This window comes from Acinetobacter sp. B-6 (genome assembly GCF_056930735.1).
In genome coordinates, this window is the sequence record NZ_JBXPBY010000002.1 from 1 (window position 1) to 23623 (window position 23623).

17 protein-coding genes and 1 pseudogene are annotated in these 23623 nt (G+C 36.4%); 5 read left to right on the top strand and 13 right to left on the bottom strand.

Annotation, left to right across the window (positions count from 1 at the left end; all coding sequences use genetic code 11):
- Window positions 1–187: 4Fe-4S dicluster domain-containing protein (locus AC1Z3T_RS02780; RefSeq protein ID WP_483396455.1), on the top strand; the 187-nt coding region annotated here is incomplete at its 5' end.
- A 145-nt stretch (window positions 188–332) separates the two neighbouring features.
- Here AC1Z3T_RS02780 and AC1Z3T_RS02785 read toward each other — a convergent pair.
- The 7 genes from AC1Z3T_RS02785 to AC1Z3T_RS02815 all read right to left on the bottom strand — a co-directional run bounded on the left by AC1Z3T_RS02785 (window position 333) and on the right by AC1Z3T_RS02815 (window position 9266).
- The gene (locus AC1Z3T_RS02785) at window positions 333–1505 is read right to left on the bottom strand and encodes a hypothetical protein (protein ID WP_100885246.1); all 1173 of its coding nucleotides are present in this window, start codon (window positions 1503–1505) and stop codon (window positions 333–335) included.
- A gap of 113 nt (window positions 1506–1618) precedes the next feature.
- On the bottom strand, window positions 1619–3100 hold the full coding sequence (locus AC1Z3T_RS02790) for an alanine/glycine:cation symporter family protein (RefSeq protein WP_100885247.1): 1482 nt from the start codon (window positions 3098–3100) through the stop codon (window positions 1619–1621).
- Between the two features lie 629 nt (window positions 3101–3729).
- A complete protein-coding gene (locus tag AC1Z3T_RS02795; protein ID WP_042088799.1) occupies window positions 3730–4443 on the bottom strand; it encodes a GntR family transcriptional regulator in 714 nt (237 codons plus the stop codon).
- A 34-nt stretch (window positions 4444–4477) separates the two neighbouring features.
- Window positions 4478–5503 (bottom strand): proline racemase family protein, encoded by a 1026-nt coding sequence (locus AC1Z3T_RS02800; protein WP_100885248.1) that lies wholly within the window; start codon window positions 5501–5503, stop codon window positions 4478–4480.
- Between the two features lie 11 nt (window positions 5504–5514).
- Complete coding sequence (locus tag AC1Z3T_RS02805) at window positions 5515–6993, bottom strand: aldehyde dehydrogenase family protein (protein ID WP_100885249.1); 1479 nt, start codon at window positions 6991–6993, stop codon at window positions 5515–5517.
- 21 nt (window positions 6994–7014) lie between these two features.
- Window positions 7015–8268 (bottom strand): NAD(P)/FAD-dependent oxidoreductase, encoded by a 1254-nt coding sequence (locus tag AC1Z3T_RS02810; protein ID WP_100885250.1) that lies wholly within the window; start codon window positions 8266–8268, stop codon window positions 7015–7017.
- A 125-nt stretch (window positions 8269–8393) separates the two neighbouring features.
- Window positions 8394–9266: a dihydrodipicolinate synthase family protein gene (locus AC1Z3T_RS02815; RefSeq protein WP_100885251.1), complete on the bottom strand. Its 873-nt coding sequence runs from the start codon at window positions 9264–9266 to the stop codon at window positions 8394–8396.
- Window positions 9267–9660: 394 nt separating this feature from the next.
- Here AC1Z3T_RS02815 and AC1Z3T_RS02820 point away from each other — a divergent pair, with 394 nt between their 5' ends.
- The 3 genes from AC1Z3T_RS02820 (at window position 9661) to AC1Z3T_RS02830 (ending at window position 13960) form a co-directional block, all read left to right on the top strand.
- Window positions 9661–10416, top strand: a complete 756-nt coding sequence (locus AC1Z3T_RS02820) for an SDR family NAD(P)-dependent oxidoreductase (RefSeq protein ID WP_100885252.1) — start codon at window positions 9661–9663, stop codon at window positions 10414–10416.
- Window positions 10417–10425: 9 nt separating this feature from the next.
- Complete coding sequence (locus AC1Z3T_RS02825) at window positions 10426–11187, top strand: SDR family NAD(P)-dependent oxidoreductase (protein WP_100885253.1); 762 nt, start codon at window positions 10426–10428, stop codon at window positions 11185–11187.
- Window positions 11188–11776: 589 nt separating this feature from the next.
- Window positions 11777–13960, top strand: a complete 2184-nt coding sequence (locus AC1Z3T_RS02830; RefSeq protein ID WP_483396456.1) for a TonB-dependent siderophore receptor — start codon at window positions 11777–11779, stop codon at window positions 13958–13960.
- Window positions 13961–14116: 156 nt separating this feature from the next.
- Here AC1Z3T_RS02830 and AC1Z3T_RS02835 read toward each other — a convergent pair whose 3' ends face one another.
- The 4 genes and pseudogenes from AC1Z3T_RS02835 to AC1Z3T_RS02850 all read right to left on the bottom strand — a co-directional run bounded on the left by AC1Z3T_RS02835 (window position 14117) and on the right by AC1Z3T_RS02850 (window position 20297).
- On the bottom strand, window positions 14117–15007 hold the full coding sequence (locus AC1Z3T_RS02835; protein ID WP_228153711.1) for a LysR family transcriptional regulator: 891 nt from the start codon (window positions 15005–15007) through the stop codon (window positions 14117–14119).
- A 53-nt stretch (window positions 15008–15060) separates the two neighbouring features.
- Window positions 15061–16421 (bottom strand): annotated as a pseudogene (locus AC1Z3T_RS02840) (aromatic acid/H+ symport family MFS transporter).
- Between the two features lie 46 nt (window positions 16422–16467).
- Window positions 16468–17754 (bottom strand): salicylate 1-monooxygenase, encoded by a 1287-nt coding sequence (gene salA, locus AC1Z3T_RS02845; RefSeq protein ID WP_100885256.1) that lies wholly within the window; start codon window positions 17752–17754, stop codon window positions 16468–16470.
- A gap of 350 nt (window positions 17755–18104) precedes the next feature.
- Entirely contained in the window at window positions 18105–20297 is a 2193-nt protein-coding gene (locus AC1Z3T_RS02850) for a TonB-dependent siderophore receptor (protein WP_100885257.1), read from the bottom strand.
- Window positions 20298–21146: 849 nt separating this feature from the next.
- Here AC1Z3T_RS02850 and AC1Z3T_RS02855 point away from each other — a divergent pair.
- Complete coding sequence (locus AC1Z3T_RS02855) at window positions 21147–22022, top strand: DUF6685 family protein (protein WP_227560787.1); 876 nt, start codon at window positions 21147–21149, stop codon at window positions 22020–22022.
- Window positions 22023–22091: 69 nt separating this feature from the next.
- On the opposite strand, the gene AC1Z3T_RS02860 is transcribed toward AC1Z3T_RS02855, so the two are convergent.
- Window positions 22092–22895 carry a helix-turn-helix transcriptional regulator gene (locus AC1Z3T_RS02860; protein ID WP_100885258.1) on the bottom strand — a complete coding sequence of 268 codons (804 nt, stop codon included), beginning with the start codon at window positions 22893–22895 and terminating at the stop codon, window positions 22092–22094.
- 77 nt (window positions 22896–22972) lie between these two features.
- On the bottom strand, window positions 22973–23515 hold the full coding sequence (locus tag AC1Z3T_RS02865; protein WP_004830722.1) for a YbhB/YbcL family Raf kinase inhibitor-like protein: 543 nt from the start codon (window positions 23513–23515) through the stop codon (window positions 22973–22975).
- Between the last annotated feature and the right edge of the window lie 108 nt (window positions 23516–23623).

Here is a 23623-nt window from a genome sequence, read left to right on the forward strand (position 1 = left end):
ACCTGCTCAGCGTTACTGCCCTGCTGGTGTGTATGAAATCATGGAAAATGATGATGGTTCTAAGCGCTTCCAGATTAATGCAGCAAACTGCGTTCACTGTAAGACGTGTGATATTAAAGACCCTTCTCAGAACATCACATGGGTAACACCGGAAGGTGGTGGTGGACCAAACTATCCAAATATGTAATTGGGATGGCTGGTCTAGAGCTTTAGGGTTCTTTTATCCCAATTTGTTGAGTGCATAAGCGCTTCATTTTTAATTATTTAGGTAAGCTTAGTTCCCGAGGGAGCTAAGCTTGAAATGAATCTAATTCGAATTGAGTCCTCGTTTTTTAAAAATTATAGAACAATAAAATATTTAACAAACCTCTCCATCCGAGATCATCTCCTTGAGCAAAAGAATTTGGATTGCCACCAATAAATGGATCATTTTTACTTAATAAATATTCAGCTGCTACAGAAAAATGACCTTTATCTGCTTGGATACCAAAGATATTTCTGTTCGATCTTTCAAATTCACGAGGTTGTTTTTGCAGTGCACTATAAGTGAGATAAGGTGTGAGTGACCAACCATAAAGCACATCTTTCATCGGATAATTTACATCAAAAGTATAGAAACTTGCTTCATTGGCTAAATTGTAGGAACTATCAAAAGACCCGACCACTGCATAATCTCTCCCTAAACTGTCCAGATGAGTCACCTTGTTTCTACCGAGAGTTAATGTGACATTGGCATTTTTATAATTGATTTTACTAAACGCAGACCATGCATTGCGGTGTCCAGTCTGTGAATCATTTTTATTTTCAATGTCAGAATACCAATACGAAGATCCTAATTTTAAATTTAGAGCAGGTTGATTCGATAAAGGAATTTCTTTTATCAAACGTGCAAGAAGCATGTTTTTTTCTTTTACATAGGGCTGATTTTTCTGATCTGGTTTAACATAATTCGCTGAATAATGGGCTGAATCTAAACTTTTACCTGTATAATTCCCTGCATCACGGGTAAAAAATGCCCCGTCAAATTTGGTTGTCGAATTGATATTTGAAGAATAGCGAATACCAAGATTATGCACATCTTCTAAGCCTGCATTAATGACCATTCCTCCAAACCAACTGGTTGACCACCCCCGACCCGGACCAAATGGAATTTCCTGAATACCAAAGGTTATCGTATTGTCTTCACTTAACTTATAGCCGAGATTTGCATCTACTAGAGACGAGAAATCACATAATCTGTCGAATTGATAACAACGATATTCTAGCGCGCCGAAAATATTTTTAGCCTCATATTTGATGGCTAATTTTGCGGCATCAAATTTCAAATTATGTTCACGATCATCTGTGTAATCTTTATCCATGATGTTTGCTCTCAGCCATCCTGAAATAGTCACTTCGCCCAAATCCGAATGTGCATCGCCAAAACGTAAATTCTCAGCGAAAAGGTCGAGTGAAAATGTAGATAAAGCACCACCAAGAAAAATATAAATTTTCCATTTTAACATTTTAAAAATCCTTTAATATCAGTGCTAGGCTCTAAATATATTGCTTTTAAATGAACATAGCGTTTGATTGAAACTGTTTTTGTTTTTCGCCTATGCAATGCATCGCGACTTTTTTATTGCTTTTGATTTGCAGCCAAAGATGTTGCCTGAGCTTTTTTCAAATCTGCGTATTCTTCCCAATAGGTCGCATTTTTAATGTCGACTTTTCTTGGGTCAAAGACAGGGTCTTTTCCTGACTTACGTTGAATATCATAGTCTTTTAATACTTTAAGCAATGGCTTAGTTAATAAGATCAAAGCAATTAGATTTACATATGCCATACTTCCGAAAGTAATATCGCCCAACGCCCACATCGTTTCAGTGCTTGCAATACTGCCCATAAATAGGGCTGCTAAACTTGCAATTTTTGCAATGGTTTTAAAGATCGGATATTTATTCTGACGATCAAAATATGCAATACCAGACTCAGCGACATAGTAATATGTCATCAGTGTTGTAAAGGCAAAAACTAAAATCGCTAAAGAAATTAACCACGCTCCCCCTTGCTGAAAGACTGTCTGTAATGCCAGAGAAGTCCATTCTGCACCAGCAGGAATCCCTGGAACATATTCGACTAAGGGGGCGCTACTGCCTGGAGGGAAAACGTTATACATTCCTGTAATGAGGATCATTAAACCTGAACTGGTTAAAATCAATGCTGTCTCGAAGAAAATTGAAAATGCCTGAATTAGACCTTGTTTGACTGGATGAGAGGTCATGGCAGCAGCAGATGCAAAAGTAGATTCACCCGCGCCAGCTGCACTTGCAAAGACAGCGCGACGAACTCCCCAATTTACAGCTTGTCCAATAATGGCGCCAAATACAGCATCCATACCCAGTGCGCTTTTTATGATTAAAACAAAAGTTTCAGGAATTTTGTCATAGTGAAAAATCAAAAGAATAACGGTTGCCAATACATACATTGCAGACATTGTTGGGACAATCTTCTCAGCAGCGCGAGCTATGCGTTTGACACCACCCCAAATGATTAAGCCAATGCCTAAAGTGACAACAATTCCTGAAACATAAGGTGGTATTTGAAAGGTAGCTTTAAATGTCGTCGCAATGGTATTCATTTGAATACCAGGCATCATCAATGTATAAGAGATAATAAGTACCCCAGCTGCAACAGCTGCGAATGGTTTAAGCTTTAAGCCACGATCTATATAAAAATGCACACCACCATAGTATTGATCACCTTCTTTGAATTTGTAGAGCTGGGCAATGGTCGATTCACAAAATGCTAATGCACCAGCAAGAAAGCCCATCACAATCATCCAAAAGATTGCGCCAGGACCGCCCATGCCAACTGCTAAGGCAACGCCTGCAATATTACCAACACCAATACGACCGGCTAATGCCATAAAAAGTGCTTGTCGTGGGGAAATTCCTGAATGATCTTCTTTCTTCTCACGAATCACATGAAACATTTCACGAAAATATCGGAATTGCACTCCTCGTGTGATCAGCGTGAAATATAGCCCTACGCCGAGTGCGAGATATACCAATGTATTACTCCATAGATAGCCTACTATGGTATTTATCAGTTGTTCCATAACTGTTACCTCATCCTTTCTATTTTTTATAAATTAAATAGGTTTTGTTTTTTCAAGATGCAGAAATCCCTACATAATTTATGTATATTGATTTGTTTTACAGGTCGTGATATTGATGTTTTTTGAATATCTGACGTGTAAATCGCTAAATGTTTATAATCAGTGTTCTATTGCGAATTAATTTATTGTATTGCGTGTTTTTTAATTCTGTTTGCAAAATGAATATTCAAATCAGCGTATGTTAGACTTTCATGTCCTTACATTCAGAATTTCCTTTGTTACGACCATCTAAATACAATAAATTCTGTTTCATAGTTATTCCTTTCAAGATTGATACAAGCATTCAATAAACACATTATTTGGACTAAATCCATGGCTTGAAACTCAGCATAGATTTAGCGGCTTTAGATGCTTATACACAGTTTATTTTATAGTCAAAATAAATATTGTGTACAATATTGCATACATTAAAAATATATTCATATCTCTACATTGTCAACAATAAAAGTCACAAAACGACCAATAAATCTTTTAAATAAGATGATGATTTAAAAATAAAAAAAGCCCAAAAAATCATAAAAATGACTTTCTAAGGCTTATTAAAAAATAAACTCAAAATTGTATTTTGTTTAATTTGATACACTAATTTGATCGATTAAATTTTCTTTCATATGCTCCATAAAACGATCTCTAAATAATAAAGTATGGTGATGTGCTTCCTGTTCTGCTTTGTCCATATCTTTATTGGTAATTGCTGCAATTAGCTCTATATGATCTCTTTCCAAATGACTGTAATTTTCTGATTTGGCTAAATGATCAAAGTGTAGATAAAACAGCCTTTGTCCTTCTTCCAATAAACGCTCATAATATTCTATTAAAAATGGATTTCTCCCAGCACGAGCAATGTCCATATGAAGTTGCTTATTTTGTTCAAGCATGAGGCGATAGTCACCATCACGAGCAGCCTGAACATAAATTGCGTCAGTTTGTTTAATGTTTTCAATATCTTCGATCGTACAATTTGCTGCTGCCAATCGAGATACTGCGCGTTGTAATAAATCTAAGGCGCTGATGTATTTAGAAAAGTCCTGAAGGTTGAATGGTCGAACTATGGTGGTTCGATTCGCCAACGTCATGGCTAAACCTTCAGCAACTAAACGCGCCAGCGCATCACGTACAGGTGAACGGGAAACTGCAAAGCGTTCAGCCAAAGAAATTTCATCCAACTGAGTATTTGGTTTCAACTGTAAAGTTAAAATCTCCTCGCGGAGTTGATCATAAACATATTTCCCGTTGTGCCTTTTTTTCGATCCATCCGTTTCTTTTTTTACTACACTATTCATAGGCTCGATCTTACCCAATTTTAAATTCAACCTATTATATAATACCTTGCCCCCATGTATCACTTACCATAAAACCTTCTGCTAAAGGATCTGTTGGATCAACAGCCAATTGATGAAAGCCAAATAGCCATGCGCGACCTGTAACGTTTGGGATAATGGCTGGATATTCCCCAATTGTAGTATTTCTGACATATTTCACTTTAAACTGTCCACCAATAATGGATTGTGAAATTAATTCATCACCCAGTCGCACAAGCCCTCTTTTCACCATCGTTGCTAAATTAGCGGAGCTACCTGTACCACAGGGTGAACGATCAACTCTTCCAGGGGGTAAAGTTGTACAGGTCTGAACAGTTTTCTCATCTAAGCGATTTCGGAACATCACATAGGTAATTTCATTGATATCCGGATATATCGGATGTTGCACTTTAAAATTGTTATTCATCAACTTTCTCAGTGTTATGCCCAATAGCGCAAGTTTGTGCGCATTTTCAGGAGAAATCGTCAAATTGACTTGATCAACATCAATGAGCGCATAATAAACACCACCAAAAGCAATATCGAATTGAATTTTTCCCAACCCATCAACCTCGATTTCAGCATCCAATTGTTCAACGAATGCTGGCATCATCTCTAAGCTAACGCTTTCACAGCGCCCATTTTTACAAGAAGCCTTTGCAGTCACAAGTCCAGCAGCAGTATCTAAAACAACAGAGGTAATTGGTTCTTGCATACTGATGATACCCATTTCCAATAATGCGGTCGTGACACAAATACAGTTACTCCCAGACATAGGATGTGTTTTGTCTGCTTGAAAAATCGCAAAAGCAGCATCTGCATGAGCGACTGTGGGTGGGAGTAATAAATTGACTGAAATCTGTAAACATCCACGCGGTTCTTGAATGACAAAACGTCTTAAGCTGTCATCCACTTCATTGAGATAGTTTACTTTTTCTGCCATTGTTAGACCCGGAATATTGAGTACACCACCCGTAATCACTTTCCCTACTTCGCCTTCACAATGCACATCGACAAGTTGTATCATTTTTTGCCAACGCATAATTCATTTCCTTATTCAATATACCAAGCCCACGGTTCAGTGCTGTCATAGCGTGTAATTTGTTTCACTTCTAAATAGTTTTCTAATCCCCAGACACCAAGTTCACGTCCGATCCCACTTTGTTTATAGCCACCCCAAGGTGCTTCGCTAAATGTGGGTTGAGAACAGTTGATCCAAACGATGCCAGCTCTGAGTTTTCGTGCGACGCGATCACAACGAAGCAAATCTTTCGACATGACGGCGCCAGCTAAGCCAAATATCGAATCATTTGCAGATCGAATCGCTTCGTCCTCAGTAAGAAATGAACGAATGCAAACCACTGGACCAAAAATCTCTTGTGTCCATAAAGCATGATTTTCAGGTACATCAATAAAAATAGTAGGTTCGATGAAATAACCGCTTGAATGTGAATCAGGTCTTTTCCCTCCAGTTAAGAGATGAATGTTATCGTCTACTCCTTGCTGAATGGCATCTATAACATGTTGATATTGCTTCTTATTGACCAATGGTCCTAGTTTGATTCCTGTTTCAAAGCCATTGCCAATCTTTATCTTTTTAGTTTCCACTACTAAACGTTTTAATAATTTTGGATAAATTTCATCTTGAACTAAAACACGAGAGGTCGCTGAACAGACTTGTCCTTGATTCCAAAAAATACCAAACATGATCCATTCTACAGCTGCCTCTATATCACTATCTTCAAAAACAATAAATGCAGATTTTCCACCCAGTTCTAAACTTATATTTTTAATATTTGTAGCAGCAGTACGCATAATTTGCTTGCCCACTGGCACGCTTCCCGTAAAGGCAATCTTATCAATTTTGGGGTGTTCCGTGAGGTATGGACCAATTTCATGCCCATAGCCCGTTAATATATTGAGAACTCCTTTCGGCAATCCTACTTTTTCAACAATACGACCAAGTTCAATTGCTGTGAGTGATGTCACTTCAGAGGGTTTTAAAATCACAGTACAGCCTGCTGCCAATGCTGGAGCAATTTTCCACGCTGCCATCAATAATGGATAATTCCATGGAATGATTGCGCACACTACACCTACAGGTTCTTTGACCGTTACACAACTAAAACGCTCATCACTCAGCGCTATTTCTGTTTGTGCATGCTCATCAAATTGCTCTGCTAAATTTGCATAAAACTCAAAACAGCCTGCTGCGTCAGCGATGTCCCACTCTGCTTCTGGATAAGGTTTACCATTATCTCTGACTTCAAGTGTCGCGATTCTTTTTAAATCTTGGTGTATTTCTTGGGCGATTAATCTCAGATATTGTGCTCTTTGTTTGCCAGACAATTGTGACCAATCAGTGTGATCAAATGCTTCTCTTGCAGCTTTTACAGCCAGTTCAGCGTCACTTATTGAAGCACGAGCAATCCGTGCAATTTCCTCTTCAGTACTTGGATCTATACTGCTAAAAGTTTCGCCCTTGAGCGGTTTAACCCATTGCCCATTGATAAAAAGTTGATCGTAATACATATCTTTTTTCCTAAAGTTCAATTATGAAAATCGGGTTGCTTTAAATGGTTCTAAGTTAAAGGTTGATGACTGTTGTAATAATAAGTCTGTCACTAAACGCCCTGTTGTTGCCGCTAATGTTAAACCCAATTGACCATGACCAAAAGCCAAAGCAACATTTGAAAAACGTGGACTGATATCAATGATGGGTTTGGTGTCAGGCAAAAAAGGTCGATAGCCAACACCATATTCAACGCCCTCTAAACCTAATTCAGGGACAAGCTGTTTTGCCTTATTTAAAATAATCTCAGCACGTTTCATATTTGGTTTAGATCCACTCGCTGCAAATTCAATGGTTCCACCAATTTGTAAGCCTCTGGTCATTGGAGAAAAGCAAAAACCACCAGAGGCATAAATAATCGAGTGCTTAATTTCTACTTTTGGTTGTGGTAATACCACTTGATAACCAGCAATACCGAGCAGTGGCGGATTTACACCCAATTGTCTGGAAAACACGCGAGAACCAACTCCAGCAGCGATGACAACATAGTCAGTATCTAAAATTTGTGTATTACTGAGGTTAACTTGCTTGATTAGATGATTATTTTCTTTTAATTCAGTCGCTTCAGCTTGAATTCTTTGACCTCCTTTGGCAATAAAGCAATTGCTTAGCGCAACAATAAATCCTTTGGTATCTTTAACAGCAGTCCAGTCATTAAACAAAAGTCCATGTTTAAACTTTCCAGCAAAAGTAGGCTCCAAATCTGTAATTTCTTTTTCGTTTAAAATTTGATGTTTAAAACCAAAATGTTGTCTCAGTTCCAAATATTCTTTTTCATGTTCAATGTCTTGTACATCATCAAAAAACTCAAGCACTGGTCGATGACCTAATAGATTTTGATCAGCACAATCCTTTAAAAGCACAGCATAATCGTCATAAACATGCTGAGTCAATGATGCGAGTGAACTGGCAATTTCTTCAATTCTAGATGTTCGAGCACAGCTTAAAAATTGTAAAAACCAAGGGATAATTTGTGGAAACGCAGATGGGCTAAGTGCAAGAGGACCTTGTTGGTCAAGTAACCAGTACGGAATTTTTTTCAAAATACCTTTTTTTGAAAGTGGAATAATTTCACTGACTGCCATTTGCCCACAGCTCCATTTGGCTGTACTTTCGCCTGCCTCAGATGGATCGATAACCGTCACATTAAGCCCTTTCTTTTGTAAAAAAAGTGCGCAGCATATGCCTACGATTCCACCACCAATCACCACTGCTGTTTTGGTATTTTCTTTCATAGATCACATTCCATTGATGAGTATGAAACTTCTTATATATCCAGAAGCTATAAGTATTTCATTTTTTTATTTGAAGTACATTCCAATACTATTTTGATTGAAGCTATTCGATTTGGTTTAGAGATTTATTTTATCTGATCAAATGCGTGTTTAAATTCCGCCTTTTCAGTATCTGTTAATGGTAATAATGGCATTCGGGCATTTCCCACTTCAAATCCAGCCAGCTCACAACCATATTTTACTTTTTGAATAAATTTTCCTGATTCCATGAGGGACATAATCGGGAACAATTGTCGCATAACATCTTGAGCTCCACGAATATCACCAGTGTTGTATTTATTCATCATTGTCGTGACTTTATCAGGAAAACAATTTGCTGGACCACAAATCCAACTCGAAGCACCCCACAAGAAAAAGTCTAAAGCTTGGTCATCAGAACCACATGAAAGTTGATAGTGATCTTTATATTTTTCACCAATTTCAATCGCACGTAGCAAATTACCACTACTTTCTTTAATACCTATAACACGTGGATGGTCTTTAAATGCCTCTAGTACCAGATAACCAATCTCTACATTGGTCCGTATCGGATAGTTATATAAAATCAAATTAATTTGAGGGAAAGTCTCTAAAATTGTATTGTAATGGGCAATCAATTCTTCTTGTGATGGTAAAGCATAATATGGCGGTGCAATCAGTAAGTTGGTATATCCCATCTCCACTGCCTGTTGAACCTGTTCTAATACTTCACGTGTACATGAGCCATTCGCGCCTGCGATCAGAACACCTTTATCTTTTACGGTTTCTTTGACAACTTTTAAGATTTGACGACGTTCATGATTAGTCAGTGCATAATACTCACCTGTTGAGCCTAGTATGACAAAACCTTGCACCCCTGCATCTAATTGATATTCGAGCATATCAACCAAGATTTTATAATTGACTTGGTTGGTTTCATCAAATGGGGTGATCAGTGCAGGAAGGATACCTTTTAGCATATTAAAATTCTCCAATAAAAATATTTTCGTCCCATTCATTCAAATTTTCACTGAACAATAATTCTATATATCAATGGTTAAGTTGAAATTATTGCTGAATGATTTTAAACCACAATTAATTGTGTACAATATTGCATACATAAAACATTATATTTAATTATTTGAGATGTCAATGCTTAGAAAAAACTCAAAGACAAAGAAAATATTTAATATTTTTCATATATTTATACTTATTTTTATTATCATTTTAGAAAATATCTGTCTTTTATTTTTTAAATTTTTTTAGCATGACTAAAAATTTCGATGGATTGACAGTTGAGTAAAGTCAATATACATTGCATGCAATAATGTATACATAATTATAATTTATTGGTGCTTATCAAGGAAAAAAGAAATGACCCAGTTTAATCATAAGACAGTGCTTGTGACTGGTGCAGGTGGAGGTATAGGCTCTGCGACTGCACAGCGTTTCGCACAAATGGGTGCAACAGTGATTGTGGCAGATATTATTAATACGGCTGCTGAGAAAACTGCTCAAGCAATCAATCTTCAAGGAGGAAAAGCTGAAGTTGTAGCTTTTGATTTAACCTCAAAAGATGCTTGCCAACAAGCCATTGAAAAAATTGAAAAACGTTACCAACATATTGATATATTGGTGAATAATGCTGGTGTCATGCGTAGAGGTGAATTACTTCATCTCAGCGAAAAGGATTGGCTTTTAAGTCTGGATGTTAATCTCAACGCCTTATTTTATTTATGCCAAGCAGCATTACCTAAAATGATCGCATCTGGTGGGGGATCTATTGTGAATACTGCATCCCAATGGGGAGTCACCCCTGCTTCTGGTCATATTGCTTATAATGTCAGTAAAGCTGCGGTAGTTGCTTTTACCAAAAGTCTTGCACGAGATTATGCGCCACAAAAAATACGTGTTAATGCGGTTTGTCCTGGTGAAATACATACACCTATGCTGGAAAAAGGGATTGCAGAGAAAGGTAAAACGATTAGCGATTTGGAAAAGTTAATCCCATTCGGTCGTATAGGTCGATCAGAAGAAGTCGCTGCATTAATCACCTTTCTCGCATCTTCTGATGCCGAATTCATTTGTGGTGCATGTGTTGAAATCACTGGTGCTCAAGCTGTGACATAGGATAAAACCATGAACAAGAATTTAGGATTAATTCAAGATTTGCAAGATAAGGTCATTTTTGTCACTGGAAGTTCACGCGGCATTGGTTTGGAGACTGCACGACTTTTATTACAAAGAGGTGCAAAAGTTATTATGCATGCACGTAGTTCTGTGATGTTTTTTAACGATATGGCAAATCAATTTGGCAATAATGTGTCTTGGGTTACTGGCGATTTGAGTAATTTGAATTGTATAGAACAAATTTGGCAAAACGTTCTTGAATGTTATGGACATGTTGATGTTTTAGTCAACAATGCAGGAGCTTGGCTAGCCTCAGAGATTACGACGACAAAAACATGGCAAGAAGGTTGGGCAAATAATATTGCTATCAATCTTACAGCGCCAGCAGCGTTATGCAGGCTGGCATTGCTGCATTTTAAGCTACGTCATGGAGGGATCATTATAAATATAACCAGTCGTTCAGCCCATCGTGGAGATGATGCAAATCATTTAGCTTATGGTGCGGCAAAAGGTGGTTTACTGGCTTTAACAAAAGGAATTGCGCGTGGCTACGGGCATCACAATATTCTTGCTTATGCGATTGCACCTGGATGGGTTGCAACGGATTTAGCTAAAGGGGAAATTGAAGATACTGTGCTAAAAAATTTGCCCTTAGGTGAAATTACGCCTGCGAGTGATGTTGCCGAAATGATTGCTTTCCTTGCAACAGGACGCTCCCGTCATAGTACTGGTGCGACAATTGACATCACAGGTGCAGATTATGTCCGTTAAAAATTTAATAGAATAAGCGAACATAAATTCAATAAAATTAATTGTGTATCTAATTCGTAGATGAGTTTATTCAGCCTTATAAACTTATTGATAAGGCTGAACTAAGATCATCAACTGAATTAAACTGACCGAGAGTAATACCATGTTTGTGTTAAAACCTTATTACAGTTCATCATTGGCTCTTTACACGATATGAACAGACCAAATCACCTAATTAAATCCATGTTAAAAATAAGACTGTGTAGGGATATTACAATATTTTCAATCATTTAGTGTTTATTTTTTAACAAAAATTCTGCTTTTTCATTTATAAATATAAAAAAATAAATTCGTTATTTGCCCCATTCAAGACAGAATGAAACAAACTGAATATCTTTGATAAAAGCGTGACTTATCAATAAATAACTGACTTTATAATTCACATATAAATAATAAGGATAATGATTCATATAATTTAATGAGAATCATTATTGATAATTAATATTTCACATGTTAACTTTTGTAACGCTTTAATCTGAGTCATAGAGCTTGAAGCAAAAGGAAGACAGAAAATCTGATCGCGCGCATTTTTTATTATGGAATTAATCTTATGTACAACCCCTCTCCCATGCGACATGCATTCAAAGTACATCCTCTTGTACTTTCTATGGCTTTAACTATTCCGACACTTGTTTATGCTGAAGAAAATACCGAAACAGCCGCTTTACCGACCATCAAGGTAGAAGCAGAAAGCCTGCACCCTTCGGTCACAGAAGGCACTCAAAGTTATACTGCAAAAAGTACAAGTACAGCCACTAAATTGAATTTGTCGCTTCGTGAAACACCTCAATCAGTCAAAGTCTTAACACGAGAATACTTAGATGACCGAAATATCGATTCATTTCAGGATTTAATGAATACAATTACAGGTGTCTCCACTTCTCGTACCGATGAACGTCAATCCGTTTATGCACGTGGCTTTCAGGTGGATTACTACTTAATCGACGGGATGCCGAGTACCACTAACTTAGGGGCTGGTGACCTTGATTTGAATATTTACGATCGCGTTGAAGTGATTAAAGGGGCAAATGGACTGACTACAGGTGCTGGTAACCCTGCAATGGGGCTCAATATGGTACGTAAACATGCCAATGCCAAAGAGTTGACAGGTAATCTGAGTACATCATTTGGATCTTGGGATTCATGGAGTAGTTCTGCGGACATTTCAACTCCGCTCAATGAAGATGGCTCACTGCGTGGACGTATGTTTGTCAAACATTCAGATGAAAAGTCATTTATGGATGATTATGAAAAAGAACGTAATGTATTTTACGGTGCGATTGATTATGACTTAACTGATAAAACCAGTATGTCACTGGGAGCAACCTATCAAGAGTTACAACGCGATGGGATTCGCTGGGGAGGTACTCCAGCATTTTATACGGATGGAAGTCGCACTAACTTTGACCGAAGCTTAACGGTAAGTGCGCCTTGGACTTTTTGGGATGTTAATACCACGGCTGTATTTGCCAATTTAAAGCAAAATTTATTCAACGATGTGAATTTAAATGTGGCGTATACCTTCCGTAAAGAAGACGCAAATACCCAGCTGCTTTATACGGGTGGAAAAGTCGATAAAGCAACCAATACCAGCCCTTTAAAAAATTCAGATGGTAGTGACAATGTTTCAGTCTATGGCTCTGAAACAAGAAATGAAGAAAACAATATTGATCTTTTCATCAATGCACCTTTTACATTGTTCAATCGCCCACAAGAAATTATTATCGGTGGCTCATGGAACAAAAATGAAAAAACCAAGGATATTTTTGGTGGCTCAAATGTCAATAAAGAGATAGAAAAATATTTAGGTGGACCACTTAATTATAACAATATGGCACAGCCCCTACTCCGATCAGTAGTATTAAATGGAGTCAATGTACTGAATGAAACCACCCAAAGCTCAGCATATATTTCTGGTAAATTTCAAATTCTTGATCCTTTAAAAGTGATTGCAGGGACGCGTTTATCAAATTGGAAATATGAATCTGCAAATGGTGTAGGCAACCGTGAATTTAACAATGAGGTAACACCTTATATTGGTGCTATTTATGATTTTGCCAAAGATCACTCTGTTTATGTCAGCTATACAGACATTTTTAAACCACAAAGCCGTAAAGATGTGAATGATCAATACTTAGACCCAGCACAAGGTAAGAACTACGAAGCTGGTTTAAAAAGTGAATGGTTTGGGGGGCGTCTAAATACCGCTTTATCACTATTTCGAATTCAACAATCGAATTTTGCTGAAGCAATAACAGGACAATTTATTGTACGTAATGGTCAGCTTACAAATGAACAAGCTTATCGTGGTGTAGATGGCGTTGAAAGCAAAGGTTTTGAGTTCGAAGCAGATGGTGAAATTAATGATCATTGGGGAATAAACTTTGGTATTGCTAATTTTGAAGCAAAAGATGCCAAAGGCGTCAAAGTAAACACTACAAATTCACGAACGACATCTAATCTATTTGTAAAATATAAATTAGATCAGTGGAGCGCTGGACTTGGCTTAAATTACAAAAGCAAATACTACACTGGCACTGGAAGCACACGTATAGATCAAGATGCTTTTGTACTTGCGGGTGCAATGCTGGGCTATCAAGTCGATAAAAATATTAAACTTCAGTTGAATGTTGAAAATATTTTTGACAAAAAATATTATGAAGGTATTGGTGCTAATTCTATGAACTGGGGAACACCAAGAAATGCAACGCTGAGTATTCGTTATAATTTCTAATCCCACTCATATTTAATTTTCTTTTTAAAAACCTTCTAATCGTTTAGAGGGTTTTTTATCATTTTAAATGACTTAATAGTTATGTATGGACTCTTTAAAAGCCACTATAAATCAATTTATTGAAAACCCCATTCAGTAAATCATCTGATCTGTGCTTTAGAGTGATTGAAAAAGTTGTTGTAGCGTTTGAATAAACCAAGTTCGCGCATCCAAATCATCTCGATGATTGTACCAATTTACGCTGACATTAAAGGGTTTGACTGAAAATGGTAATTCAAAACTATTAACATCACTATTTCGCTCATACACTTTTGCAGCACGTGAAGGCAAAGTCACCAATAATTCAGAACTGTTTACCACATCTTGCAATACACTAAAATGAGGGAGTTCTAGCATAATTTTTCTTTTTAACCCCAATTCTTTAAGCTTTTGATCAATTTCAATATGCCCTGTCGAAGATTTAATAGCCGCATGTTTTTCTTGTAAATATTGTTCTAAACTCAGTTGCTCTCTAACCCGTGGATGGTTTTTGTCAGCAATGCACATATAGCGTTCTTCAAATAAGTTGCGAGATTCTATTTTTGGCATGACGGTATAGCTGCTATTAAATACAGCCGCATCTAAAAAACCCTCAACTAGCCATTCCTCGACTTTATCAGACTGAATTTCTTCAATTTCTATTTTAATAAATGGTGCTTCTTGTGCCAGATGTTGAATCAATGATGGTAAAAGGCAAAATTCTCCTAAGTCTGATAGCCCTAAACGAAAGGCTCGCGTTGATGTTTTGGGATCAAATCGTTGTGAAGCGATAATTGCCATTTCAATATCAGAAATCGCCTGCCTAAAACTGGGATATAAACTTTGCGCAAGTTTGGTGGGTTTTACGCCAAATTTATCTCGCTCAAAGAGTGGATCGTTTAAAGATTTTCGTAAACGGTTCAAATTATAGGTGACTGAAGGCTGACTCAAATTCAGTCGTTCTGCCGCATGACTGATATTTTTAGTTTCAAAAATAATGACAAACACTTTGATAAGACTTAGATCAATCAATTTTAATCTCTCGATTCAATGAGGAAGGTTTTACCTTCCCCAATCTAGCTTTAGACTTGTACTGTTTTAACCGCTAATTTTGTGTTTTTCAAACGCAGATGAATCATTGAAATACTCACCACAGCAATCATACATGGGATTGAAAGCGCGATGAAATTATAATGAATCGGTAAATTTAAGCTTAATAACCAACCACATAAGATGGGTCCTAAAATCGCCCCCAAACGCCCTACACCCAATGCCATTCCTAAGCCCGTTGCACGGATATTTGATGAATAAAATTGTGACATATAAGCCAATAATAATATTTGCCCACCAATGGAAGCTGCACCAGCAACAGCGATACAAAAATAAAGAATAATCGTTGGTAAGTGAAAACTGAGTAATATAAATGCAGCAGCCCCACTTAAAAATAGCGTACATAATACTTTGACCAAATTGAATCGATCCGCTAAATAGCCTCCGCAGATTGCGCCAAGCATTCCGCCGATGTTTAAGGCGAGCAGAAAAACCAAACTGGTCGACAGATCATAACCTGCTTCTAGCATTAATTTCGGTAACCAGTTGCCTAATGCATAGACCAGGACTAATGCCATAAATACACTTAACCAAAATAAAAGTGTAATCATTGCTCTATTGTCTGCAAATAAATCCTTGATTGGAGATTGAGAGGAAGATTGATTGTTTTGATCGAGACAAATTTTTGTTTGAGCTGTGTAATTAATATCGCTATTAATTTGTTTAAGAATGTCTGCTGCTTTTTCAGTTTTGTTTCTGCGAACCAAATAATCAATTGACTCAGGTAATAACAGCCAAATGATAGGTATCAATAACAGCGGTATCCCCCCAAGAATAAACATAATTTTCCAACCAAATTGAGGGACCAACCACATTCCCAATAAAGCTGAACACATTCCACCAACTGCATAACCACTAAACATGAGCGATACTAAAGTTGAGCGTAATTTTTTTGGTGCATATTCGGTCATGAGTGCAATGATGTTTGGCATCACGCCACCCAAGCCCAAACCTGCCAAAAATCGAAAGATTCCAAAACTTTGCGGATCACTTGCATAGCCACAAAGTAAAGTAAAACCACTGAATAAACAGATGCATAAAATGATTAATTTTTTACGGCTAAAGCCATAGCGCTCTAATTTATCACTCAAACTTCCAAAAAGAATCGCTCCAAACATCATGCCAAATAAGGCAACACTACCTAAAAATCATGCTGTGATACTGTCAATTTTCCATTCTGCCATCAGCTTAGGCAGCGCCACCCCATAAATCACTAAATCACTAAATCATAACCATCAAAAATAATGATCAATGCGCTAAGTAAAATCACTCGCCAATGAATCGCCTTTAATTTGGCATGATCAATGACTTCATTTGCATTTATCGTTTGCATAATAGACCTCCCTGGTCAGATTATTCTGTTTTATCTCTTTTTTTATTTAGCTATATATTTCACTTTGCTGTAATTGATTGGTCAATGCAGCTTGGGCTTGTTGAATATCTTGCTCAAGAGAATGCTGCCATAGCCAATCAAAACGATGTGTTAAATGCTGTCCGATAGATTCAAAATCTGAATATGTTGATGAATAAAGCTCGTATATTTCACCTGACTCACGTGACGTGTTTTGAACTTTGACTGCACGTTCTAAGCGTATTTGCTGATATATTTCAGAAACAAACTGAATAGATTCACATGTTAGTTCAGGGTTTTCTAATAATTTTGCAAGGATTAAGGCATCTTCTAGACCTTGCCCAGCTCCTGCACCTTGATGTGGTAACATCGCATGCGCAGCATCACCTATCAAAATCACATTATTGGTACTATTTTTATAAGTCCCTAAAGGCTGAATTTCATGTAAAGCCCAGATTGTTGGCGAGTCAATCAGTTCCAATAAGGCTTTACAGCTTTCACTCCAGTCTGAAAAATCAGCCAACATTTGTTGTTTTGAAACAGCCATTGTCCAAGGTATATTTTCAGCCAATACCGTTTGTGTACGATCTGACTTAAATGCCACAATATTGATTTCCTCACCCTGTCGAATTGGGAAGGTCAAAATGTGTTTATCTTTACCTAAAAACATTTGCGGAACATCTGCGATTTCCACATCGTGCCCTAATTTTTCAATCGCTTGTTTATAGTCTTGATACTTAATGATTCCCCGATATGCCCAAGTTCCAGAAAATTGAGGTTCACTGCGTGGCAATTGATGTGAATCCAGTACATGATTTCGGACAACGGAACGAATACCATCACAACCAATTACATAATCAAAGGTTGCTTCTTGACCATCAATGAAGCACACCGTCACTTGATCTTCATCTGCTTCAATATTTTGTACACGTTTGTTGAAGTGTACATTTGATAACGGAACTAAAGGAATTAAGCTATCGAGAAAATCTGCACGATGTACTGAAGACTGTCCAACAGATGGAGCAAGAGATGCTGATAGATATTCGTCGGTATAGCCATTCCGCCATTGGAACCAAATATCGGTATAGGGCGCTTTGACCTGATCTGCAATAGATTGATATTCTTGGCTTAAACCTAACAATTGGATTGCTTTTACCGCATTTGCACCAAAAGAGATTCCTGCACCAATTTCTGAAAATTCAGCAGCAGACTCAAATAAATGTACATCTAAGTTTGTATTTTTAACCAATTGGGTCATGAGTGCTAGTCCAGCAATACCTCCACCAATGACTGCAACTCTAATTTTTTTGTCCATTTTAGCATTCCTTACTAAATTACTTAGAATTCTATAATTGGTTATTTTTTAAGATAAATCCAATTTATATTTTTTGGTTCGTACTATCTATTTTTTTGATATTTAGTTCACGCTCTGCTTTTAAATCTGCTTTTGTTTTTTATTAATTGTTAATAAAATCAATTTTTAAAAAAATTTCATTGGATCATGATGAAAGGCTAATAATTTTGAAAAATTGCCGAATAATTTAATTTAAGCGCTTAACGCGAAACAATAAGATTTTGCATTTCTGACCTGTATCACTCATTTTGAGTGATATAGGTCAATCTGATGATCAGTTTAAATAAATACAAATTAGGAAAAGACACATCCTAGAAATTTACAGTCCAAGCAAGTTGCGCTGTCCGTGGTGCGCCAAGAAATAAATAATCATCGCCTAAGAAATTTCCGGCATCTCTCCAATACTGTTTATTGAAAAGATTGTCGATATTGAATCGAAGTGTATTGTCATAGCCATAAGCTCTGAAATTATAAGCTGTGCCTAGATTAAATACGGTATAACTCGGCACTTTGACTGTACCCGTTTTATTGGCATATTTACTGCTGCTGTATTGCATGCCTGCCAATAAGCGTAACCCATCTATTTGAGCCACTTGATAAGAGAGATAGTTTGCAAAACGAACTGATGGTATATTTTGTGTCTGATGCCCTTGATATTCAGTAACTTGGATGTCCTTTAAACGTGAACGTGTCAGTGCCAAAGTCGAGACCAAATCCAGATTTTGACTTAAACGCCCTTGCAAACCTAACTCTAATCCAAGGTTATGCTGTTGACCTTCAGCAATAAAATCTCGTTCAGTATTGGTATATTGATTGTCCTGTTTTAAATCAAACACTGCTGCCGTAAACAGCAAATCTTGCCACTGTTGTTTAACACCTAACTCATACTGAGTGGAATGTACAGGAGCTAAAGTTTGACTTGGATTGTTGGCAAACCACGGAGCTTGTCCACCATCACTTATGCCTTTGGCATAAGAAGCATAAATGTTGGTATGTTCCCAAGGTTGATACATCAGCGCAAATTGGGGTAAGAAACGATTAAAATTGGTGTCTCGAATCTTATTTGACTCGACATTGTAGGCTCCCTCATTGAGATGAATCAGTTTGCCCCCCAAAGAGACTGACCATTCTGGATTAAAAGCAATTAAATCAATGATATTCAATGCTGTTTGTTGACTATCTAATGATTTATAGTGTTTACCCAAATGCTTATCTGTGGGGATATAGCTTTGCGGGTCCTCACCTATATTTCCTGTAGACTCAGCCCCTTCAACTACAGGTAAATTAATTGCATCATATTGTGTATGACGTTTAGCAGTTTGAGATAATTCTAAACTTAACTGATGCTGCAAAAAACCAGTGCTGAATGCCCCATTCAATCCGATTTTAAATTGGTTGGTTAAGTAGCTATCATCTGGACTGCGAAAATCATAAATATCGTAGTTGCCATTTTGATCAAAGCTATTCCCTAAGCCCGTCGTTTGACAAATACTGCTATAACATCCCCAAGGAAATGCAGCGTAATCATCTATCACCACACGACTTTGTGATGCTGTAAAATTTGCCTTCCAGTGATCATTGAACTGAAATAAATATTTTAAACTGGCATTTAAACTGTCGTTGGTTACAGGTTTACTCCAGCTTTGATAAGCAAGTAAACGATCCCATTTCACATTTTGGGGAAGTGTCGTTCCATCCAGTAACTGATATCCAGCCACTGAACGTTGACGTTGTCGCTGTGATTCTAGATCAAATTCTAACTTTGAACGTTCAGAAATATCCCAATCTAGCGCCATAGAACCAAACAAGCGCTTACCATCGGCATGTTCAACGTAGGAATGAATATCTTCTGTCGCAAGATTGATGCGATAACCAAACTGTTGCGTGTCTCCAAACAATCCACCTAAATCCGTTGCTACGCGAAAACCACCATAACGGTCGGTTTCTAATGTCATTGAACGAATATCTTCAGGTCGTTTGGTGACATAATTGATCACACCACCCGGTGTTGACATTCCACTTTGAACGGCACTGATGCCCTTTAAAATCTCGACCTGAGCTTTATTCTCAAGCGCAATATTTTGTTCGCCACGGACTAAGTTGCCATTCAGTAAATAGCTTGATCCAAGATTTAACCCAAAACCACGCATCATGAAATTAGAATAATAACCAATAGGTGCATATCCATCGCCAATAGCTGCATCGTTCTTAACCACATCAGACAGTGTTTTTGCATGCTGATCTGCTAAACGATCAGCAGTGATGGTATGGATTGAAGCTGGAATTTCAGCAATATTAGACTGACTAAAACCTGATAAATTGATCTTGGGTTGATAATAAACCGTTTGTGCTGCTTCGGTTTGAACGTCGACTTTAATGGTTTTAAGCTGTTGTGTATTTTTTTCCGTTTCTGCATGTAGCAGTACTGGACTCAGTGCCAAACATGAAAATGAACCAACTGCCAGCAACGCTTTTTGTAAACGAGAAAATGGATACCTTTTCACTGTAATTGCCTAACCCCAAGATAATTTTACAAGCTAAATTTTAGCGCATGAGTATTCACAATTTTTTCTCATTGAACAAGCATTTCTATGCCATATTTAAGAATAATTCATGCTTTTCTTATGCAAGAAATCCATAATTTATTTATGTATATTACGATAAGCCATCTTTCTGTTTGCGTTATTTTTCAGCAGTTTTTTATTAAGTACTTTAGACCTTTTACGAAAGTCATTTTAGAAATAAGGGACATGTCACTAAGCGACTAAACGCTTGAAGTCAATATCATTGAATTTTGTTATTTTTTATATTTCATAAAACTATTAGACCTCTTACGTTAGTCAAAATTTGAGCAGCTGTGATCTTTGTTATATAGTCAATCTGTTGAAAAATTCATACAGTAGAATATCATTTCTGTTTATCAATAAAATTAAAGCGATCAATATATTGTTTGATGATATAAAGCTTGCATTGCCACGCTTAAGCTCTAAAGTTTAAATTGTTTTGCGTAGGCGATACTCTACTTTTCAGAGATGAAAAGTAACAAAAATCTTCCGTTGAGCGAGGGGTACATCCTAATACCCCCGCTGAACATGGCGACATCCATGTCGCCTCGTGATAGCAAGACTGTTTATGATTCAAAAGCACAAAATAAATGAATCATCCAAATCCGTTGTATGAATAATCAGGTGGTTTGACTATATAAGGTATTGCATATAGCTAAATGACCCAAAAACCTACTTTCGCAAGAGGTCTATTAAAAATAGTTTATACTTTCGCAAGAAATATAGTGTTTTTAATTTGATTTTAATTTATCTTAAACAACAATAAAATTTATATTTTAGAATAAATTAATGATAAACTATATTCGAACGTTTTATATTGAGTCTAAAATTAAAAAAACAGTAGATTTGGAGCTAAACAAATACAATTACTTTAATTTAATAAAAAAATTTAAAAATGAAAATTTTATTAGCGCAAAAGAATTACTAAGATTAGATGTTTTATTGGATTCATATACATATTCAGTAAAATTAAGACCTCTAGATGGCAATCTTACAAACAGTAGAACAGAACTAGAAAAATATCTGAAACTTCTTGTAAAAAAAGATGTTGAAAGAAAATATATTAATTTAAGAGATGTCGGTTTTTTATCATGCTCACGAGATGAAGATCTTTTTTCAGATTATACTAATATTTCTAGTTGGTGGCTTGCAACATTGTTTAAAGGAAAGAAAAGCTTATCAGATGAAAAACGAGAAAAATATCTAAAATTTAATCAAGAACAGATATCAGAAACTATTATAGACAAGGAAAACCCATCACCTGATAGTTTTACAGATAATCATCAGGATTTTTATAAATTTCAATGGCATAATAAGATTATGGCTAATAATGGTGGTGGCTCTCACCGTTTAGGACGCGTTATAACTCTATGTAATGAGTTTGATCATAATGAATTTTATGAGACTAATCTTCATAGCTTTTATATAGATAATTTAATTTTAGATACATTATTTGAAAAATATTGCCTTTTTATAGTTTTTAAAGATGAATCAATTATTCATTTTATAAACTTTATTTACTCAAAAAAAATTGAAGCATATACGCTTGATTTAGAAAATTTTAAAATTTTAATAATTAAAAAGGATAATACTTCTTCAAGCATATGTTCGATTTTAAATAATCAGCAGAATATTAAAGAATTTCTGGAGGAATTTATGATCTGAATAGTCATTAAAAAAAGCGAGATATACCTAATTTTTTATTTAAGCTGATTGATGCAAAAGTTTGTGTAATCACTTCATTATGGATTTTCGAATTTCTCGTGGTGTCATTCCAAATAAAACTTTGAATTGTTCTGTAAATCTTGATTGGGATTGATAACCACATTGATTAGCAATGTGACCAATATTCAATTGAGTCGTTTGCAACAAATGTAATCCATGACTTAAACGTGTTCTACTCCGAATATCTTGAATATTCTCACCTTCATTTTTTAATTTACGTCTCAAGGTCGAACTACTCATAAAAAGATCTGCTGCAATTAACTCAGCAGTCCAATCCAAAGTTAGATTGTTTGCAATCATGCGATGTATTTTTTCACTGAACCGATGGGTTTGATTGATATTGGAAACATCGCGATATCCAAGATGATAAATAATGCTCAACAGTTCTTTTTTTCTATATTTCATTACTCCTACTGAGGACATTATTGCGAGTTGCATATATTGTAAAAGTGCAGTTTTAAGGATTGTATTGATATCCCCCTGTAGATATTCAACAGGCTGCTGAGGGTTCATTGGCAAGTCAGTAAAATCCTCTTGCTCAAAATCGATCAGCACAGCAAAATATTCCTCTTGATGGGGTATATTTCTCATATCTATACGTGAGCTATTCGATAAAAATACAAAAGTTCCTGATTGGCATGTGAACAATTCCGATGTTCCAAGTTGTTTTTCACCATTTAAAATAAAGATAAGCAATGGCTTTATAATTGGTACGTTACTAATCATTTGTTCTTTATGGGAACAATAAATTGAAAAAGGTAAATATTGCTGTTGATTGATCGCTGTTTTAGCTATAGCAATGAGGTCATTCATGATTGAATATTTGGAATGTAATCATGATTTTAATTACATTCCACTCCGTTCAAATTAGATTATTTATTTAACAGCCCCTATCTTTGATAAAGAGCTTCGATTGTACTTGATGCAAGACTATGCGCTTTAACCATGTAGCCAGTTAATGCACCTGATGCACCTTTGGGTAGATCTAGCTTCTCAGAAAGTGCGTAGACCGTAAATTGATAACGATGAATCCCATGACCTTTTGGTGGGCAAGCTCCGCCAAATCCAGTTTGTCCAAAATCATTTGTTAAATTTATGACTCCTTTAGATTCTAATTTTCCATGACCTGATGGAATCGAAGTGACTTCGATGGGTATATTGACTGCTTGCCAATGCCACCATCCACTGCCTGAGGGAGCATCTGGGTCATAAACCATAATCGCATAAGCTTTGGTTGCTTTTGGCGCCCCACTCCAAGACAGCTGTGGAGATTTGTTTTCACCTGAACACCCAAAGCCTTGGTATTCATGTTTCTTTTTCATGATTTCTCCCTGCGTGATGTCTGTACTTTTGAGCTTGAACTCATCCGCATAGGTAAAGCCTGAAAAAATACTGAGCAACGGAAATATAAATTTCACAATGTTTTTATTCATTAAGTTTATCCTGTCTAAATACAGCATCTTAATGTTTTTAATAAAATTTAATTCTCTCTAAGTTGCCATTTTTTCGCCTAAATCAATCATTCTTAATTATATTGGAAA

Bases quoted from the DNA above. Each gene is read 5' to 3' on its own strand.
- AC1Z3T_RS02830 (WP_483396456.1), top strand. From the start codon at position 11,777: ATGTACAACCCCTCTCCCATGCGACATGCATTCAAAGTACATCCTCTT.
- AC1Z3T_RS02815 (WP_100885251.1), bottom strand. From the start codon at position 9,266: ATGCTAAAAGGTATCCTTCCTGCACTGATCACCCCATTTGATGAAACC.
- AC1Z3T_RS02810 (WP_100885250.1), bottom strand. From the start codon at position 8,268: ATGAAAGAAAATACCAAAACAGCAGTGGTGATTGGTGGTGGAATCGTA.
- salA (WP_100885256.1), bottom strand. From the start codon at position 17,754: ATGGACAAAAAAATTAGAGTTGCAGTCATTGGTGGAGGTATTGCTGGA.
- AC1Z3T_RS02785 (WP_100885246.1), bottom strand. From the start codon at position 1,505: ATGTTAAAATGGAAAATTTATATTTTTCTTGGTGGTGCTTTATCTACA.
- AC1Z3T_RS02855 (WP_227560787.1), top strand. From the start codon at position 21,147: ATGATAAACTATATTCGAACGTTTTATATTGAGTCTAAAATTAAAAAA.
- AC1Z3T_RS02820 (WP_100885252.1), top strand. From the start codon at position 9,661: ATGACCCAGTTTAATCATAAGACAGTGCTTGTGACTGGTGCAGGTGGA.
- AC1Z3T_RS02790 (WP_100885247.1), bottom strand. From the start codon at position 3,100: ATGGAACAACTGATAAATACCATAGTAGGCTATCTATGGAGTAATACA.
- AC1Z3T_RS02795 (WP_042088799.1), bottom strand. From the start codon at position 4,443: ATGAATAGTGTAGTAAAAAAAGAAACGGATGGATCGAAAAAAAGGCAC.
- AC1Z3T_RS02865 (WP_004830722.1), bottom strand. From the start codon at position 23,515: ATGAATAAAAACATTGTGAAATTTATATTTCCGTTGCTCAGTATTTTT.
- AC1Z3T_RS02860 (WP_100885258.1), bottom strand. From the start codon at position 22,895: ATGAATGACCTCATTGCTATAGCTAAAACAGCGATCAATCAACAGCAA.
- AC1Z3T_RS02800 (WP_100885248.1), bottom strand. From the start codon at position 5,503: ATGCGTTGGCAAAAAATGATACAACTTGTCGATGTGCATTGTGAAGGC.
- AC1Z3T_RS02805 (WP_100885249.1), bottom strand. From the start codon at position 6,993: ATGTATTACGATCAACTTTTTATCAATGGGCAATGGGTTAAACCGCTC.
- AC1Z3T_RS02825 (WP_100885253.1), top strand. From the start codon at position 10,426: ATGAACAAGAATTTAGGATTAATTCAAGATTTGCAAGATAAGGTCATT.